12 protein-coding genes and 1 pseudogene are annotated in these 16,679 nt (G+C 66.0%); 7 read left to right on the top strand and 6 right to left on the bottom strand.

Features of this window, described 5'->3' with window-relative positions:
* Positions 1 to 6: 6 nt before the first annotated feature.
* On the top strand, positions 7 to 957 hold the full coding sequence (locus ACQUSQ_RS02345) for a DUF5305 family protein (RefSeq protein ID WP_435066893.1): 951 nt from the start codon (positions 7 to 9) through the stop codon (positions 955 to 957).
* Positions 958 to 1,042: 85 nt separating this feature from the next.
* Positions 1,043 to 3,184, top strand: coding sequence for a bacterio-opsin activator domain-containing protein (locus ACQUSQ_RS02350; RefSeq protein ID WP_435066895.1), 2,142 nt, complete (start codon positions 1,043 to 1,045; stop codon positions 3,182 to 3,184).
* A 9-nt stretch (positions 3,185 to 3,193) separates the two neighbouring features.
* On the opposite strand, the gene ACQUSQ_RS02355 is transcribed toward ACQUSQ_RS02350, so the two are convergent.
* From ACQUSQ_RS02355 to ACQUSQ_RS02365, 3 genes are all read right to left on the bottom strand, one after another.
* Complete coding sequence (locus ACQUSQ_RS02355; protein WP_435066896.1) at positions 3,194 to 4,537, bottom strand: sodium-dependent transporter; 1,344 nt, start codon at positions 4,535 to 4,537, stop codon at positions 3,194 to 3,196.
* A gap of 75 nt (positions 4,538 to 4,612) precedes the next feature.
* Positions 4,613 to 5,983, bottom strand: coding sequence for an MEDS domain-containing protein (locus ACQUSQ_RS02360; RefSeq protein WP_435066897.1), 1,371 nt, complete (start codon positions 5,981 to 5,983; stop codon positions 4,613 to 4,615).
* A 40-nt stretch (positions 5,984 to 6,023) separates the two neighbouring features.
* A complete protein-coding gene (locus ACQUSQ_RS02365; RefSeq protein ID WP_435066898.1) occupies positions 6,024 to 6,986 on the bottom strand; it encodes an NADPH:quinone reductase in 963 nt (320 codons plus the stop codon).
* Positions 6,987 to 7,111: 125 nt separating this feature from the next.
* On the opposite strand from ACQUSQ_RS02365, the gene sucC reads away from it, so the two are divergent.
* Genes sucC through ACQUSQ_RS02380 form a run of 3 tightly spaced genes read left to right on the top strand, consistent with a single transcriptional unit; the run spans position 7,112 to position 9,768 of the window.
* Complete coding sequence (sucC, locus tag ACQUSQ_RS02370; RefSeq protein WP_435066899.1) at positions 7,112 to 8,257, top strand: ADP-forming succinate--CoA ligase subunit beta; 1,146 nt, start codon at positions 7,112 to 7,114, stop codon at positions 8,255 to 8,257.
* Complete coding sequence (sucD, locus tag ACQUSQ_RS02375; RefSeq protein ID WP_435066900.1) at positions 8,254 to 9,123, top strand: succinate--CoA ligase subunit alpha; 870 nt, start codon at positions 8,254 to 8,256, stop codon at positions 9,121 to 9,123. The genes sucC and sucD overlap by 4 nt, the downstream gene beginning before the upstream one ends.
* 21 nt (positions 9,124 to 9,144) lie before the next feature.
* The gene (locus tag ACQUSQ_RS02380; protein WP_435066901.1) at positions 9,145 to 9,768 is read left to right on the top strand and encodes an RNA 2'-phosphotransferase; all 624 of its coding nucleotides are present in this window, start codon (positions 9,145 to 9,147) and stop codon (positions 9,766 to 9,768) included.
* 575 nt (positions 9,769 to 10,343) lie between these two features.
* On the opposite strand, the pseudogene ACQUSQ_RS02385 reads toward ACQUSQ_RS02380, so the two are convergent.
* Positions 10,344 to 10,637: pseudogene (locus ACQUSQ_RS02385) on the bottom strand (hypothetical protein); the annotation flags it as partial.
* 19 nt (positions 10,638 to 10,656) lie between these two features.
* Positions 10,657 to 11,856 carry a hypothetical protein gene (locus ACQUSQ_RS02390; RefSeq protein WP_435066902.1) on the bottom strand — a complete coding sequence of 400 codons (1,200 nt, stop codon included), beginning with the start codon at positions 11,854 to 11,856 and terminating at the stop codon, positions 10,657 to 10,659.
* A gap of 140 nt (positions 11,857 to 11,996) precedes the next feature.
* On the opposite strand from ACQUSQ_RS02390, the gene ACQUSQ_RS02395 reads away from it, so the two are divergent.
* The gene (locus ACQUSQ_RS02395) at positions 11,997 to 13,199 is read left to right on the top strand and encodes a geranylgeranylglyceryl/heptaprenylglyceryl phosphate synthase (protein WP_435066903.1); all 1,203 of its coding nucleotides are present in this window, start codon (positions 11,997 to 11,999) and stop codon (positions 13,197 to 13,199) included.
* On the opposite strand, the gene ACQUSQ_RS02400 is transcribed toward ACQUSQ_RS02395, so the two are convergent.
* Complete coding sequence (locus ACQUSQ_RS02400; protein ID WP_435066904.1) at positions 13,192 to 14,643, bottom strand: hypothetical protein; 1,452 nt, start codon at positions 14,641 to 14,643, stop codon at positions 13,192 to 13,194. The two genes, ACQUSQ_RS02395 and ACQUSQ_RS02400, sit on opposite strands and share 8 nt — an antisense overlap.
* A gap of 86 nt (positions 14,644 to 14,729) precedes the next feature.
* On the opposite strand from ACQUSQ_RS02400, the gene ACQUSQ_RS02405 reads away from it, so the two are divergent.
* Complete coding sequence (locus tag ACQUSQ_RS02405; RefSeq protein ID WP_435066905.1) at positions 14,730 to 16,673, top strand: PAS domain S-box protein; 1,944 nt, start codon at positions 14,730 to 14,732, stop codon at positions 16,671 to 16,673.
* The last annotated feature ends 6 nt before the right edge of the window (positions 16,674 to 16,679 follow it).

Here is a 16,679-nt window from a genome sequence, read left to right on the forward strand (position 1 = left end):
ATAGCGATGGTGTTGCTCATCCTCGGCACGACCGGTCTCGGTGCCGCCGGATGGGTGTATACGCACCCGCCGACGACGGAGATAACTGACCACACTGACCAGCGGACTGTCAAGAGTTCGCTCTCTACCCACGCCGTCGTCACTGGCGAATCGTCGTTCTATCCCCCCGGAACCCGGATTGATGACCAACCGGTGTACCTGACGAAGGGGGCGCCGAACATCTCGCTCACGCTCGGCACGCGTCTCCCACCCGACGCCGCCGACACGAGCGTCGACCACCGCATTGAACTCGTGTACACGGCAAGTCGGGACGGTGACGTGTTCTGGCGGCGCACCGAGACGCTCGGAACCAGCACCACCCGCGATGGGGACCGGGTCATCACGACAGCGACGCTCTCGATGCCTCGCGTCCTCTCACGGACGGCCGATTATCGGAAGGAACTCGGCGACGCCGCTACGGTGTCTGTGAGCATTGATTCCGACGTGACCTACCGCTTTGGCCCGTACGACGGCGAGTTCTCGAAGACCACACCGATACGCTCTGGCTCCGGCTGGTATGCCATCGAACCGGTGACTGCGTCGGAGACCCACAGCACGACGGAGGCGCGAACGGTCGAACTCGACGTGGTCGATTCACCGCGGTTTCTGGTTCCCGGCGGCGTCGGGGCGGTGCTGTTCGTCGCTGGCCTCCTCGTCGCGGGCAGTTATCACCTCAGCGGGCGTCGCTCGGTGGCCGGCCTCAAGACGGCGGTCCACCACCAGCGGTACGCCGACTGGATAACTCAGGGAACGCTCCCGGAGGGAACTGCCCGAACCGCCGTCGGAACTGACTCACTGGAGGGGCTGGTCGACGTGGCTATCGACACCGGCGAGCGAGTCATTTACGATGCGGAGCGCGGGCAGTACGCCGTCCTACACGGCCAGACGCGGTACGTCCACATCCCGGACGACGAGTGAGATATCGCCACCAACTACGGATTAGGCCGGTCTTTAAACCATTCCCGATGGATTAGCAAACGACGTATGCAGACCGGAGGCTTCGATGTCTGGGAACCAAGCACCGACGGTCGAAGGGTTGCTCTCGGTAACCAGTGACCTCCTCGCTGCCGACTCAGTAACGGAGATTGCGGCCGCCATCGACGACGCGGCCGATGACATCGTCGACGACGCGACGGCCGCCGTGTACCTCTACCGGGACGACCGTCTGGTGCCGACGAACGCGGCCGACTCTACCCAGTCGTTCGACATCGATGACGACCATCCGGTCCCGTCGGCGTTCCGGACGGACGAGCCGAGGTGGGTTGACGACGGGAGGGACGGCCGGAGCGACGGTGTGGACGTGGGTGAGCGGGCCGTGTACCCACTCGACAGTCATGGCGTCCTCGTCGTCAGCGTTGACGAGGGATTCGACCCGTCGCCGACCGACCGCCGTCTCGTGAGCATCCTGTCTACGAACGCGACGGCCGCACTCCGTCGGCAGGCCCTCGAAACGGACCTTCACGAACGGGAAGCATCGATTCGGACACTTCACACGGAGATGCGGGCGATGCTGCGGGCGGAGTCACGGGCCGACATCGGTCAGGAAATCACCGATGCGGCTACAACCGTTCTCGATGCGCCTGCCGCGGCGTTCCTGTGGGATTCCGACGAGGGCCGTCTCAAAGCGACTGTTGCGGACGAGACGACAGTCGCTACGTCGACGATAGCAATGGATGGCGGACCGGCGTGGACAGCGTTCGTCGACGGTGAGACGCGGCGGGTTGCCGCTCCCGAGTCGATGCCACTGGCCGGCGTGGCGCCGACTGCGAGCGAACTCGCGGAGCCGATAGGACACCACGGCGTGGTGCTCGCCGCGCCGTCGACTGTCTGCGACTGCGATGTCGAAGTTGTGAAACTGCTGTCCGCGAATGCCGAACTCGCACTGGACCGGGCGGAGCATGCGGATACGATTCACCGTCAGGAGGCACGCCTTCAGGAGCAGACCGAGCGTCTCGCGCGCCTTGACCGTATCAACACCACCATTCGAACGATTCTGAAGGACCTGGTTCGGGCTGACTCCAAGGCCGAAATCCAGCGGGCAGTGTGCGAGGAACTCGTCGCGGCCGACCACATCGCCTTCGCCTGGGTGGGCCACCGTGCCGCGAGCGGCGAGGGGTTGCACGTCGACGCCTGGAGCGGCGAGGGACGGGGATTTCTCGACTATCTGCTCGACACCGAGGACGAGACGGGGGCTTCGCCGCTCCCGGTTCGGGTCGCTGAATCCGGAGAGGTCATCGTCGTCGACAGTGTGGCGACGAGCGACGACTTCGCACCCTGGCGCGGACCGGCGATGAATCGTGGATTCCGAAGCGTCGTCTGTCTTCCGCTCTCGTGGAATAGCCGCGACTACGGCTTTCTGGAGTTGTACGGCATCCGACCGGACGGCTTCGACGCGGGCGAAGTGACGGTACTGGAGGAGTTGGCGACGACTGTCGCCAACGCCATCAATGCCGTCGAGCGGAAGGAGGCGCTCATCAGCGGGCAGGCGACGGAGTTGGAACTCGCAGTCGACGACGTCGACGACCCGGTGTTCGAACTCGCTCGGCGGACAGGGTGCCGACTGGTCGTCAACGGCGTCGTGCCCCGCTCCGACGGGTCATGGCTCGTTTATACCGTCCTCCCATCGGATGACCCCGATCCGGTCGTCTCGGAGTGTGACCGCTTCGTCAGCATCGAGGACGCCGAAGTCATCCGCTCCGCCCCCGAGCAGTCGTTCATGAGGCTCACTGTCTCCGAGTTTACGCTCGTCGAGACGCTCGGCAACCACGGCGCCACCATCCAGTCAGTCGAACTCGCGCCCAACAGCGGGTCGGTCACGGTTACCGTCCCGCCGTCGACGGACGTTCGCTCGTTCGTCGAGTCCTGCGAACGCGCACTCGGTGAGATTTCCCTCCAGCGACGCGAACAGACGAGCGGGATAGGAACAGTGGGTGACCTCCGGTACAATCTGGAGAACATCGTGACGGACAAGCAGTTCGAAGCGCTCCAGACTGGCTTCGCAAACGGGTATTTCGAGGTGCCGCGCGAACATACGGGCGAAGAAATCGCCGACAAGATGGGCGTCAGCGGACCGACGTTCCAGCACCACATCCGCAAGGGCGTCCGGCGTATCCTTGGTCTCGTGTTCGACGACGGCCGCGAGTAGCAGCGACGCTCAGATTAGCGGCGCCGACAGCAGGCCGGCGTTGACGGCGAGCGTCTGCAGACCGAGGAGGAGCGTGACCAAGACGCCGAGCGGAACGACGGTGCGGACGAACCAGAGCCACGCGACGGCGCCCGACTCGCTGAGTCCCGTCCCGCGCCGGAGTTCGGCGACGGCGTCGCCGGTGTCGACCCAGCCGACGAACAGGAGCAGGCAGAGCACCGACAGGGGAAGCAGGAGGTTGTACGCGATGGCGTTGTACCAGCCGAGAATCGACAGGCCGAACGCGCTGGGGACGCCGAGCGCGAAGATAGCGACGCCGAGGCCGACGGTTATCACGGGCCGCGAGTAGTCCGTGTTGTCGACGAGATACGACGCGACGACTTCGAGCAGGCTGATGGCCGAGGAGAGCGCGGCCAGCAAGAGCACGACGAAGAAGACGACACCGAGGATGCGTCCCGCCGGCAACTGCGCGAACGCGCCTGCGAGCGTGATGAACGCCGCGCCGAGTCCGCCGCTCCCGGGTTCGACGCCCAGCGAGAAGAGGATGGGAAAGACCACCAGTCCTGCGAGCAGGCCGACCAGCGTGTTGAGGACGACGATGGTCGCACCGTCCGCCGGCAGCGAGTCGTCGCGGCCGATGTAGGAGGCGTAGGTTATCATCGCGCCCATCCCGAGCGAGAGGGTGAAAAACGCCTGCCCGACGGCGGCGGGGAGGATGGTGCCGAAGTTGGCGACGAGCGCGTCGATGTCGGGCGAGAGGTAGTAGACGTAGCCCGCGGCGCCGCCGTCGAGCGTCGTCGCCCAGACGGCCAGCCCGCCCAGCAACAGGACGATGCTCGGCACCATGAGTTTCGTCGAGCGCTCGATACCGCCGCTGATGCCGAAGGCGACGACGCCGACGACCAGCGCCATGAAGACGGCGTGGAAGGCGACGGCCTCGGGGCCGGCGGAGATGGACCCGAAGTACGCTTCGGAGCCGCTGAAGTACGACCCGCGGGCGCTCCCGACGATGTAGCGAATCACCCAGCCACCGACGACGCTGTAAAAGGAGAGTATCCAGAACGCGGCTATCGTGCCGATGGCGCCGACGAAGCGCCAGTTGCGATGCCCGAGGCGGGCGAACGCGTCGATGGGGTTGCGCTCGGCCCGTCGGCCGACGACGAACTCGGAGAGCATGGCCGGGAAGCCAATCAGGAACACGGCCAGCAGGTAGACGACGAGGAAGGCGGCGCCACCGTTGGCCCCCGTCTGGAACGGGAACTGCCAGATGTTGCCGAGGCCAACCGCGCTCCCGACGGCGGCGAGGATGAACCCCACGCGAGTCGTCCACGTCTCTCGTTGTGTTTGTGACATGGGATGAGTATCACCCGTATGGGAAAAAAGGCTCACGGTCCGCATAGCGCGCTCGCGCTGGGTTTCGTCCGGGAGTCAGTCCATTCGGCGGTACAGTTCGACCCGAATCTGAGAGGCCCCCGACTCCGGGAACGTCAGGTGCCCGTGGGCGTTTTCGAGTATCCACTTCGCGAGCCACAGCTCCAGCCCGCGGCAGTGCTGAAGCTGTGTCTCAGTGCCGCTGGCGAGCACTCGCCGGTCGTTCGGCGGTATCGGCGGGCCGGGGTAGTCGATGTCGAGGCGGACTTGCTCGGGCGGGCGGTCGGTAACCGTGAGCGTGAGCGTCGGCTGGTCGGTGTCCTGCATCCGAATCGCGTATTCGAGGAGTTCGGCGAGCGCGGTGTCGAGGTTCGTATCCACCGCGACCGACACGTCCTCTTCTCCCGTCACAGACACGTCGGCGTCCGGGAACGTCTCCTCGACGCGCTCGATGGCCCGAGCGACGACCGGTGCGAGCGCGGTGCGTTCCATCCGTGACTCGCCAATGGTTCGCTCGACGTACCGCGCCTTGTCCGCGATGTCGACGATGTCGTCGACGTGTTCTCGGGCCGTTTCGAGTCGTCGGGCGTCGGCCGGTTGCTCGGCGTCGAGGGCCGACAGAATCCCGCTGACGACGTTCAGGTCGTTGCGGATGTTGTGTCGGAGGATGCGGTTGACGACCGACAGCCGTTGCTCGTGGCGTTCGAGTTGGTTTCGCGCGTGTGTCAGGCCGTGCATCTGCTCCAGCATGAGGCGGGCGTTCAGCGGGCGCGCCTCCTGTGTCCGGTACTCGTCCGGCGAGACGTAGTACGGATTCTCACAGAGCGTGTACCGGTAGATGACCTGTTCGTGGGTCCACAGCGCCTTGGCGACGGATTCGTCGTTGAACTGATTCAGGTCGTACTGACACAGCGCCGTGACCGGCAGGTCGGGACAGGCGGCGTCGAACGCCGCTTCGAAATCGACCACGTGGTCGTACGAGAGGTCGGTGTGGAAACACCACGAGAGTTCGCCCGCGGTCCAGAGCCCGTCGTACCCGTCGTCGACGCTGGCTCGGCACGCGTCGCCGAGCAGCGATATCAACGCCTCGGGGTCGAAGTCGGCCTCGTCGTAGGCGTCGCTCGCGCTTCGAATGACGAGGTCACCGGCCGCGAGTCGGTCGTCGACGTCGACGTCCATCGACCGCAAGAGTCGTTCGACCGTCGACCGGCTGTTGGTGTCGAGGAAGTAGAGACACCGCTTGCCAGTCTGCAGCGCGTGTCTGACGAACGTCCCGGCGACCGTCCGCTGTGTCTGTGGCGAGCGATAGAAACACGCGAGATGTCTCGGCAGGTCGGCCCGGTCCAACTCCCCGCGGAGCGTGTCCGCCGTCCCCACTGGCGGGCCGTCCCCATCGACCCGCGCGTCCTCGGCGTAGCGTTGGCTCACAAGTGGAGTTAGAAATCAAACGTGAAACAACTGATGGATATTACGGCGTGACGACGAGTTTGCCGAGGAAGCTCTCGGTCAGGACGTCCTCGTGGGCGTCGGCCACCTCGTCGAGGTCGTACGTCCGCGCCACCTCGATGTCGATGTCGCCCTCGCCGAGGAGGTGAGCGATTCGGCCGAGCGGCGCGCTCAGCGCCGGCGTGTTGAACATACTCATGAACTGGACCGTGAGGTCCTTGCTCCGGGCGACGCCGTCGTTGGTGAGCCGAATTTCGGGGTCGTTCTCGCCGATGCCGACGACGCGGCCGTCGTGGGCGGCCACGTCGGCGTCGAACTGGAAGTAGTCGTCGAGGCGGTGGTCGAGAATCACGTCCGGGCCGCCCGCACTTGCCTCGACGACGGCATCCCGAAGGTCGTCACGCGCGTAGTCGAGGACGGCGTCGGCGCCGAGGGCTTCGAGGCGGTCGTGATAGTCGGGTGAGGCGGTGGTGACGACGCGCGCGCCGGTCGCGGCGGCGAGTTGGACGGCCGCGTGGCCGACGCCACCGCTCCCGCCGTGGACGAGTGCCGTCTCGGCGGGTTCGAGGCCGGCGTGGTCGATGAGCGCGCGCCACGCCGTCACCGCCGCGACGCCCGCGCCCCCGGCGGCTACGGGGTCGACGCCCTCGGGGAGGCGCGCGAGGCGGTCGGTCGGCACGGCGACGTACTCCGCACAGCCGCCGTAGTGGTCCTTGCTCAGGCCGGTAGCGACGACGGCGTCGCCCGCGCTGACTCCCTCGACGTCCGACCCGACGCCGACGACGTCGCCGGCGGCGTCCACGCCCGGAATCATCGGGAGAGTGAAGGGCTCGTACGCGCCTTCGCGGAAGTAGGTGTCGACGGGGTTGATTCCCGCCGCCGCCACCTCTATCAGCACCTCGTCGGCCGCTGGCTCGGGACGGTCGACGGTTTCGACGGTCAGTACCTCGGGGCCACCGTGTTCGTGATAGCGGACTGCTCGCATGGACGCGGGTACGGCGAGCGGGCGAATAAACGGTCCGGACGGGTCGCCGACTGACTCGTGATACCGTGTCACACGGGACCGGTACTACTAACTCCCGCTCGCCGAAATTGGCAGGCGATTCCACGATGAAACTTCACGAGTATCAGGCGAAGGGTCTCTTCGCCGAGGCCGGGATACCGACCCCCGACTCCCGGCTCGCCACGAGCGTCGACGAGGCGGTCGACGCCGGCCGCGACTTGGGATATCCAGTCGCGGTCAAAGCGCAGGTGCAGGTTGGTGGCCGCGGGAAGGCGGGCGGCATCGAAATCGCCAGCGACGAGGCCGGGGTTCGTGAGGCCGCGGACGCGATTCTCGGGATGGACCTGAAGGGGTATCACGTCGACCGGGTCCTCGTCGAGTCGGCAGTCGATTTCACCGACGAACTCTATCTCGGCGTGACGATGGACCGCGGCGAGGGCGAACCCGTCGTGATGGTCTCCTCCGAAGGGGGAGTCGACATCGAGACGGTAGCCGAGGAGAACCCCGACGCCATCGCGCGCGAACACGTCGACCCCGCCTTCGGCCTGCACCCCTATCAGGCGCGGAAGGCGGTGTACGGCGCGGGCATCTCTCGCGACCTGTCCCGGAGCGTCGCGAGCGTCCTCCAGACGCTCTACGACCTCTGGGAGTCGAACGACGCCACGGAGACGGAGATAAACCCGCTGATGGTGACTGCGAGCGGCGACGTGGTCGCCGCCGACGCCGTCATGAACATCGACGAGGACGCGCTCTTTCGCCACCCGGACCTCGCCGAGATGGAGGAGGAGTCGTACACGGACGACTTAGAGCGCAAGGCGGGCGAGTACGGCTTCGACTACGTCCGGCTGACGGGCAACGTCGGCATCATCGGCAACGGCGCCGGACTCGTGATGACGACGCTCGACTTGGTGGACCACTACGGCGGCGCGCCCGCCAACTTCCTCGACATCGGCGGCGGGGCGAAGGCCGAACGCGTCGCCAACGCCCTCGATATGGTGTTTTCCGACCCCAACGTCGACTCGGTGGTGTTCAACATCTTCGGCGGCATCACCCGCGGCGACGAGGTGGCCCGCGGCATCAACGACGCGCTCGAACAGTTCGACGAGATTCCGAAACCGGTCGTCGTGAGACTGGCCGGCACCAACGCGGCAGAAGGCATGGAGATACTCAACACGGACCTCGTGCAGGTGGAGGAGACGCTCGAAGACGCGGTGCAACGCGCCGTCGCCAACGCCGAGGAGGTGGCAGAATGAGCGTGTTGGTGGACGAGAACACCCGCGTCGTCGTACAGGGTATCACCGGCGGCGAGGGGCAGTTCCACGCCGGCCAGATGATGGCGTACGGGACGAACGTCGTCGCCGGCGCGGTGCCCGGTAAAGGGGGGCAAGAGGTCGACGGCGTCCCCGTCTACGATACCGTCCACGAAGCGGTGCGCCGCGAGGACGCCGACGCCTCCGTCGTGTTCGTCCCGCCCGCCTTCGCCGCCGACGCCCTGTTCGAGGCGCTCGACACCTCGCTCGACCTCGTCGTCGCCATCACGGAGGGCATCCCGACACAGGACATGGCGAAGGTGAACCGTCGCCTCCGGGAGACGGACACGCATCTCATCGGGCCGAACTGCCCCGGCATCATCACGCCGGGCGAGACGAAACTCGGCATCCTCCCGGGCAACATCTTCGCCGACGGCGAGGTGGGCCTCATCTCCCGGTCGGGGACGCTCACCTATCAGGTGGTCGACAACCTGACGAGTCGCGGTATCGGCCAGACCACCGCTATCGGCATCGGCGGCGACCCCATCATCGGCACCTCCTTCATCGACGCCCTCGAACTCTTCGAGGCCGACCCCGAGACGGAAGCCATCGCCATGTGCGGCGAAATCGGCGGCGAGGACGAGGAGGAGGCCGCGGAGTTCATCGCGACGCAGATGGACACGCCCGTCGCGGCGTTCATCGCCGGGCGGACGGCCCCGCCGGGCAAGCGGATGGGCCACGCCGGCGCCATCGTCTCCGGGAGCGGCACCGGGACCGCAGAGAGCAAGATTCGGGCGCTCAACAACGCGGGCGTCCCGGTCGGCGACACGCCCGAAGAAGTGGCCGACCACATCGAAGGCTTCCTGTAACCCGGCGCGCTTGCTCTCACCGTGACCGACCCCGTTCGGCGCTGTCCGGACCACGGCTACACCGACGGCCCCTGTGACTGTGGGGCCGGCGAGACGGTTCTTTCCGCCGACCGCCGGACCCGCCTCTCGAAGTTTCTGAGCGGCGCGCTCCGGCATTTCCCCGCGGACGCCGGCCTCGAACTCGACGCGCAGGGGTGGACCGAGTGGGAGGCCCTCGTCGCGGCGGCGACCGACCGGTACCCGTGGGCCGACGCCGAGGCTATCGAAGGCGTCGTCGCCACCGACCCGAAGGGCCGGTTCGAGCGCTCGGGGGGACGGGTTCGCGCCGCCTACGGCCACTCCGTGGATGTCGACTTGGAACCCACCGACGCGCCGGTGCCCGACCGCCTCTATCACGGCACGTCGCCCGACGCCGACGACTCCATTCGCGAGGAGGGGATTCGACCCATGGGGCGCCAGCAGGTGCATCTCTCGGCGACGGTGGCGGAGGCGCGAACGGTCGGGGAGCGCCACGCCGCCGACCCAGTCGTCTTCGCCGTCGACGCCGCGGCGCTCCGCGAGACGTATCGAATCACCAAGCGCGGTCGAGAGACGTACACCGTCGACCGCGTGCCGCCGTCGTATCTGACGGTCGTCGAGGACTAGTCGTCGGTGGCGTCGTCGGCGACGGGCGTCGCGGGCGTCTCGGAGGCATCGACGGTGGAAAAGGGACCGTGGTACGTCGAGCGGTAGCCGAGGAGGACGTCGTGGCCCTCGGCGGACATGAGGACGGGCCAGAACGCCTCGTCGGCGACGAGTGGGTCGCCGTCGGCCGTCGCGAACGTCTCGCCCGCGTCGACGCGCTCGAAGTTCGCGGCGAGGAACTGGTAGGACTGACCGGGCTCTTTGTAGATGGGCTCGGACACCTCGTAGAACCCTGCGTCGGGGGCGGGCGGGTCGCCGGAGAGGACGCCCGTCGTCTGGAGGAAGGCGACGAGGCAGTCGTAGGCGTTGTCGACGGCCTGTTCAGACCCCTGATATCCAGCCTCGATGTCGACGAAGCCGGGGAGTTCGACCGAGCGCCCGTCGGCGACGACGGTGAAGTCGACGACGCCAGTGACGGGGAGGTGTGCGAGAACCTCTCGCTTGCGCTCGTTCAGATACGCGACGTTGGCGAAGGCGTGTTCGTAGGAGACGGTAGAGTGGATGCCGAGCGAGACACAGCCCTCGACCTCCTGCAGTAGTTCGTGTGCGAGTCGTTCCTCGTACAGGTCGCTATCGGGGTCGCCCGGGAGCGCGCGGTTCAAATCTGTATCGACGTAGCGCACGTCGCGTTCCAGCGCACGCTCGTTAGCGATTATCAACTTCGCCGGGCGGTCGACGTCGGGGTCCGTCGCGAGAAAGCGCTCGATGGCGCGGGCGCCACAGGGTTCGTCCCCGTGGACGGCGCCGACGACGGCCACCTCGGGTGTCCCCGTTCCGACCGTGTGGACCTGCATGAACGTGTCTCGGGTGGCCCCATCCGAAAAATCCATCGGGGACGGGGCGACCGGCCTACTGTGGCAACACCGACGGGTCGCCGGAGCGGTAGATGTAGTCGCTACCGATGCCCGCGAGCGGGGAGTTCGATTCCTCCGCGTGGGCCTTCGCGGCGTCGAGATACGTCTGTGAGATGTCGACGACGTTTCGATACGCCGTCTCGTCGTCCGCTTCCAGCAGGTACTCGGCCGTGACCGGCGTGAGTTGGTCCTCGGCGTAGTCGGCGTCGTAGTCGTCCACGTCGTCGAGCCACACCTGCGCGCCGATGATGGCGAAGATAATCGATTTCTCGAAGGCGGTGTCGACGTCGATATCCGCCGCCCGGTACATCTCTATCATCCCCCGGTAGATGACGCCGACGCGGCGGTACTGGGTCTTGAGATAGGGCAGTTCGAGGTCGGACGCGTCGAACATCGGCGGCGGCGAGTCGAAGTCGGCGAACTTGTACTCGGCTTCGATGGCGTCGACGGCGTCAGAATCACCCTCCCGCGCCCGCCGCGCCAACTCGCGGAAGCGCTCGTCTTTCTCTTGGTGGCGCTCGGAGATATCGACCGCCCGGTCGTAGGCCTCGCGCACCGCCGGCGGGAACGCCTCGAATCGCTCGTCAACGACTCGCTGGAGCGTCCGCTGGGCACACGCCGCAATCTCGCGGCGGAGTTTCTCGGAAGCGACGGGGAAATCGACGTGGAAGTCCTCGTACTCCGCGTCGTTGAGAGCGTCTCGCATGTCGCCGTCGACGAGTGCGGCCGTGACGAGTTCGGTCATCCGCTCCGCTCGCTCGATGGTGTCGAGGCGGTCGGCGTGGGCGTCACGCAGCCGGTCCAGACGCTTTTCGTCGCCGCCGAGACGCGCCCGAAGGCCGGTGAGTTCGCGGTTCACGGGGTCGAACCCGTCGGGCGTCTCGCGCCGCGCCCGGTAGTACACCTGTCCGAGCGTCAGTTCGGCCGGGAGCGTGAGCTTCGTGTCGTACTCGAACTCGACGGCGTCGGGCGCCGCGTCGATTTCGCTCGCGATGGCGTCCTCGACGGGGTCGAAGAGGTCCGCTACCGCCCGCGTCATGAACTGGTCGGTGGCGCGCTGGAGTCGCAGGGCGCTCACGGACAGTTGGCCGCTGTCCGCGTAGTAGCCCAGAATCGCCCGCATCGGCGTCGGAAGCGCCTCCCGTTGGGCGATGCTCTCCGCCACGCCTCGCCAGAGTCCGTTGTGTCCTGCCATACTCGGTGTGATAGTCGGCGCGCCGCCGGTCGGCGCCCCGCGATGTAGGCACACGAGCGCCACAGAGCTATTCAAACCTTCTGATTGGAGCGCGATAATCGGTGGATAGAAGCGCTCCCGACCCCTCGCCTCGTCCAGAGATGACCGTGTCGCGATGGCTCCACTCGGTCGCCGAGGGACTCGCGAGCGGCGTGGCGCAGGCGGGCGTTCTCGACGCGAACCCGGTCCCTCGCTCGTGGCGACACGTCACCAAACTCGACCCCGAACCGGCCAAGCGGCTCCCGCTCTGTTACCCCGCGTATCTCGCCCACACCGACGCCGTCTCCGTCGGCGGCTCGACGGGCGTCACCCCGACCACCACCGAAGACACCTTTCGCCTCCTCGAATTCGCGTCCCCGCCCGCGATACACGAGCCGAGCGCCCCGACCCACGTCACCGACCGGACGCTGTCCGAGTCGGCGTTTCTCGCGGTTCCGGAGGTGCTGAACGGCACCTCCGAGGCGCTCGTCGGCACCCTTGGCGAGGGCATCGCGGCGCTCCGCGAGGACCTGATTGCGGCGCGCCTCGACAGACACCTGCCCGGGTGGCTGAGCGGAAGACTCACGCCCCACGTGGCGCCGCTGCTCTCCGCACACGTCCTGAACCGCGCCCTGTTCGAGGCGTACATCATCCAGAACCCCGAGAGCGCGGCGGCGCGGGAGGCAGGCGTGACGGCGGCGGACGTGCTCTCGCCCACGGAAGCCCGGCACCGAGCGCTCGCGGCCGACGCCCACCTAGAGAGCGAAGTCGTCTACGTGGAGTATTCGGGCACCTACGGCGGCGAGGCGGCGACCGAGGTTATCGAGGCCGTCGCCCCCGAACTCAACTGGGCGCGGCTCTGGTACGGCGGCGGATTACGAACCTGCGAGCAGGTCCGGGCGGTGCGGGACGCTGGCGCCGACGCCGTCGTCGTCGGCGACGTGTTCCACGAGATTGCCGAGGCGGAGACCGACCTCTACCGGCGGCTGGAGGGCGCGTTCGACGGCGAACCGACGCTCGACCGAATCGAGACGTGGCTCGACGACGCCGTCGCGGTGGCGGACACCGCGGCGGCCCAATACCTCTCGACGACTCCCGTCGACGCCCCGGTCCACCGGGCCCGAACCCTTCTCGCGACGAGTCTCCTGATTCGTCGGACGCTCGACCCGGTACTCGCGGCCGACGCGTCCCCGGCGCGCGCGGCCCGAAATCTCGACGCCGCGATTGACGACGAGTCGCTGAGCCGGTCGTTCCTGTCTGCTCTCGCGGAGGGGACGCAGGAGAACGGGTCGGGGCTTCCCGTGACTCACCTCCCGGTCAGATAGGCAGGCTCGACAGCGTGAGAAACAGCGGGATGATGTTCGATATCACGACCGTCTGGAGTTGGCGGCTGTCGAGCGGCCACACGGGCGACGAGAGCAGTTCCTCGTAGCCCGCCCGGTCGTTCACGCCGCCGATTGGCTCGCTGGCGTCGTCGCTGCGGTTCGACGCCTGCCGGGTCAGAATCATCCGCTCTTTGTCCCGAGCCATCTTGAGGTGTGTCGTCCAGAAGGTGTAGTAGAGCCAGACGGCCGAGACGGCGGCGTAAATCACGATTGGGCCGCCGAAATCGACGAGCCAGAGGATGGCCTGTGCGTCCTGCAGGGCGTCGAACCCGCCAACCGGGAGGGCACGAAGCCCCTGAACGTACAGGCGGTAGACGTAGTAGAGCCCCGCGATGATGACGAGGGCGTTCACCTGCATCGCCGCGCGGCCGATGTCGCGGAAGCCGCCGCGGCCGTCCGGATGAAACGGCTGGAAGCGGAGCCGTACCGCCTCGCCGTCGCGTTCGTACTTGTCGTCGAGCAGGAGGTTCAACTGCCGGATGAATATCAGGAACTGGAAGATGGCGGTCATCAAGATTGCGTCGAAGAAGGCGTTACAGGCCAGCGCAACCATCGAATTGAGTTGATGCGGGCCGTTTTGCAGCAGCCAGAACGTCACGAGTTGGCTGGTGAACGTGATGCCGAAGACGAGCGCGAGCGGCACGCCGAACGCCGACGCCGAGAACTTCTCCCGTATCTCGTCCAGAAAGGCCGTCTCGTACCGCGTCCCGTCCGGCACGACGTTTTTCTCTCCCAGATTTTCGAGGAGGTTCTCCGTCCGAATCAGCAGGTCGTACGCTATCATGCCCGAGACGTACGCGGCGAAGAGAAATCCGGACCCGAAGACGACGTTTCGAGGGAGGGTCGCGGGCGAGTCGCTGTGCCAGACGAGGAAGACGGAGAACAGCGTGCCGGCGAGCAAGACGCCGAACAGCCCGTAGACGAACGCTGGTTTCGCCAGTTGGGTGTAGCGGGTCACGATGCCGACCCGACCGATAGTGACGAACAGCGTCGCCCACACCACGACTGCGCCCGCGACCCAGACGAGGTTGTCGGCGGTCATCGGCGGGAAAAATGCCCAGACCGGCTCCAGCCCCGGTTCGACGAGCGGTGCGAGGAGATAGAGCAGCGTCATGCCGAACATCGTCAGGGGCCAGTGGCGAAGGACCGGCCGGACGATATCCGGCATGATGCGAACCGAGCTGTCGGCCCGCTCCTGCGCGTAGAAGGCCTCTCGCGGCGAGAGGGCACAGAACTGGTGAAAGCTCAGCGAGGAGAACGGTCGCTCGGCACGAGTGGCTAGGTCGTTGCCGCGGACGAAGGCGTTGAAGGGCCGCTGTTCGGGGTCCGAATCGGGTGGATACCAGTCGACGTCGCCGGCGTCGTCGGACGCTTCGGAGCCCATCGTCAACTACTCTGACAGTCCACCATCTAAAACGCTGGTGTCTGCGTAGGGCCACCGCTTATTATTCGCGCCACCCAATTGGTTCCGTGACCGCAAGCGAATACCGGGAACAACTCTATCAGATATTCTTGGTCTCCGACTGCGATGTCGAAACGTCGATTCACCGCGCGCTCGATTTGGGAGAGGAGTATCTGAATCTGCCACTCGGATTCGTGACCGAAGTCGAGGAGGGACAGCAACGAATCGTCCACGTTTCGGGCGACCACGACACGATACGACCGGGAATCCAGTGCCCACTCGACGAGGCCTACTGTCGGCGAACCGTCGAACTCGACAGTGCGTTAGCGGTCCAAGATGCCTCGGTATCACAGGCCATCAGCGACCGCGCACGACAGCGATTCAATCTCGGCACGTACATCGGCGCCAAAATCCTCGTCCACGAGGACAACTACGGAACCGTCTGTTTCGCCGCCGAACAGACTCGGGCCGTCGATTTCACCGACGCGGAGGAGACGTTCGTCGAAATCCTCGCCCGGCTTATCGGACAGGCGCTCGAACGGCGGCGGTTCGAACAGGAACTGCGCGCGCGAAACCGCCACCTCGAACGAGAGCGCAACCGATTCGAGGCCATCGCCGACACGGCCTTCGACCTGCTTTTCAAACTCGACCTCGACGGGCGATTCACCTACGTCTCGTCGGCGTCCGAAGACATCACCGGCTACCCGCCGGACGAAATCGTCGGCAAGCGATTCACCGACATTCTCAGCGAGAGGTCCATCGAGTCGGCGACACGCGCGTATCAAACGGTCACGGGGGGCGACCCCGTCGAGGCCGTCGAACTCGACATCGTGACGGCGGACGGCGAAACGGTCGTTCTGGAAGTGAACGGTACGCCAGCGACCGAAGATGGCGACATCGTCGGGGTCCACGGCGTCGGGCGCGACATTACGGCCCGGAAGATGGCCGAGCGCGAGTTAGAGATAAAGAATCAGGCCATCGACGAAGCACAGGTTGGCATAACGATAGCCGACGCACAGCAACCAGACGTACCACTCATATACGTAAACCAAGGCTTCGAGCAAATTACGGGGTACGACGCGACGGACGTGATTGGCCGGAACTGTCGGTTTCTACAGGGCGAGCGCACCGACCCCGAAACCGTCTCGAAACTGGGCGAACACATCACCGCGGCCGAACCCGTCGTGGCCGAACTCGTAAATTACAGAGACGACGGGACGCCCTTCTGGAATCAGATTCGCATTACCCCCGTTAGTGACAGCGACACCGTGACACATTTCCTCGGCATTCAGACGGACATCACGGAGCGAAAGCGGTCGGAACAGCTGATTCGGGTTCTCAACCGCGTCCTCCGCCACAACCTTCGCAACGATATGGGCGTGATTCGAGGACTCGGCGAACTGCTCGAAGGCGACCCGGAAGACACCGCAGATATCGGGAACACCATCACGGACACCGCGGACCGGTTGATAGAGTTGGGCCAGAAAGCCCGCGAACTCGAGGAGACTGCGAGTCAGGACGCCACCCCGTCACGAATCGACCCGGCGTCGATGCTCGAAGCGACCGTTGCACCGTACCGTCGAGAGCACCCGGACGTAACGATAGATGTCGAGGTACGGTCGGAGCAGAGCATCTGTGCCGGGGACGAAATGCAGAAGGCTCTCTCGGAGTTGATAGACAACGCGGTCAAACACAACCCCGCCGAGAGTCCTCGCGTCGAGATTACCGCAGAGAGCGACGGCGAGTGGGTCACGTTGTCGATTGCGGACGACGGCCCCGGCATCGACGAGATGGAAACGGCGGTCATCTCGAAAGGGGAGGAGCACGCCCTCGAACACGGGTCGGGACTCGGGTTGTGGTTAGTCAATTGGATTGTGACACGGTACGGCGGCTCGTTTCAAATCCAATCGGACGGCGACGATGGGTCCTGTGCGACCATACATCTGCCCGCACTCGACGACGACCAGTCGATTGAAGCCGCGGCGAAACGCCCGACGATTTTATTCTGGTGACGCGGG

Origin of the sequence: Haloplanus sp. C73 (assembly GCF_051195115.1) — an archaeon.
In the GTDB taxonomy this organism is placed as follows: Archaea; Halobacteriota; Halobacteria; order Halobacteriales; family Haloferacaceae; genus Haloplanus.

Coding starts and splice junctions, on each gene's coding strand:
- ACQUSQ_RS02345 (WP_435066893.1), top strand. CDS start 7: ATGGTGTTGCTCATCCTCGGCACGACCGGTCTCGGTGCCGCCGGATGG.
- ACQUSQ_RS02350 (WP_435066895.1), top strand. CDS start 1,043: ATGTCTGGGAACCAAGCACCGACGGTCGAAGGGTTGCTCTCGGTAACC.
- ACQUSQ_RS02355 (WP_435066896.1), bottom strand. CDS start 4,537: ATGTCACAAACACAACGAGAGACGTGGACGACTCGCGTGGGGTTCATC.
- ACQUSQ_RS02365 (WP_435066898.1), bottom strand. CDS start 6,986: ATGCGAGCAGTCCGCTATCACGAACACGGTGGCCCCGAGGTACTGACC.
- sucC (WP_435066899.1), top strand. CDS start 7,112: ATGAAACTTCACGAGTATCAGGCGAAGGGTCTCTTCGCCGAGGCCGGG.
- sucD (WP_435066900.1), top strand. CDS start 8,254: ATGAGCGTGTTGGTGGACGAGAACACCCGCGTCGTCGTACAGGGTATC.
- ACQUSQ_RS02390 (WP_435066902.1), bottom strand. CDS start 11,856: ATGGCAGGACACAACGGACTCTGGCGAGGCGTGGCGGAGAGCATCGCC.
- ACQUSQ_RS02395 (WP_435066903.1), top strand. CDS start 11,997: ATGACCGTGTCGCGATGGCTCCACTCGGTCGCCGAGGGACTCGCGAGC.
- ACQUSQ_RS02400 (WP_435066904.1), bottom strand. CDS start 14,643: ATGGGCTCCGAAGCGTCCGACGACGCCGGCGACGTCGACTGGTATCCA.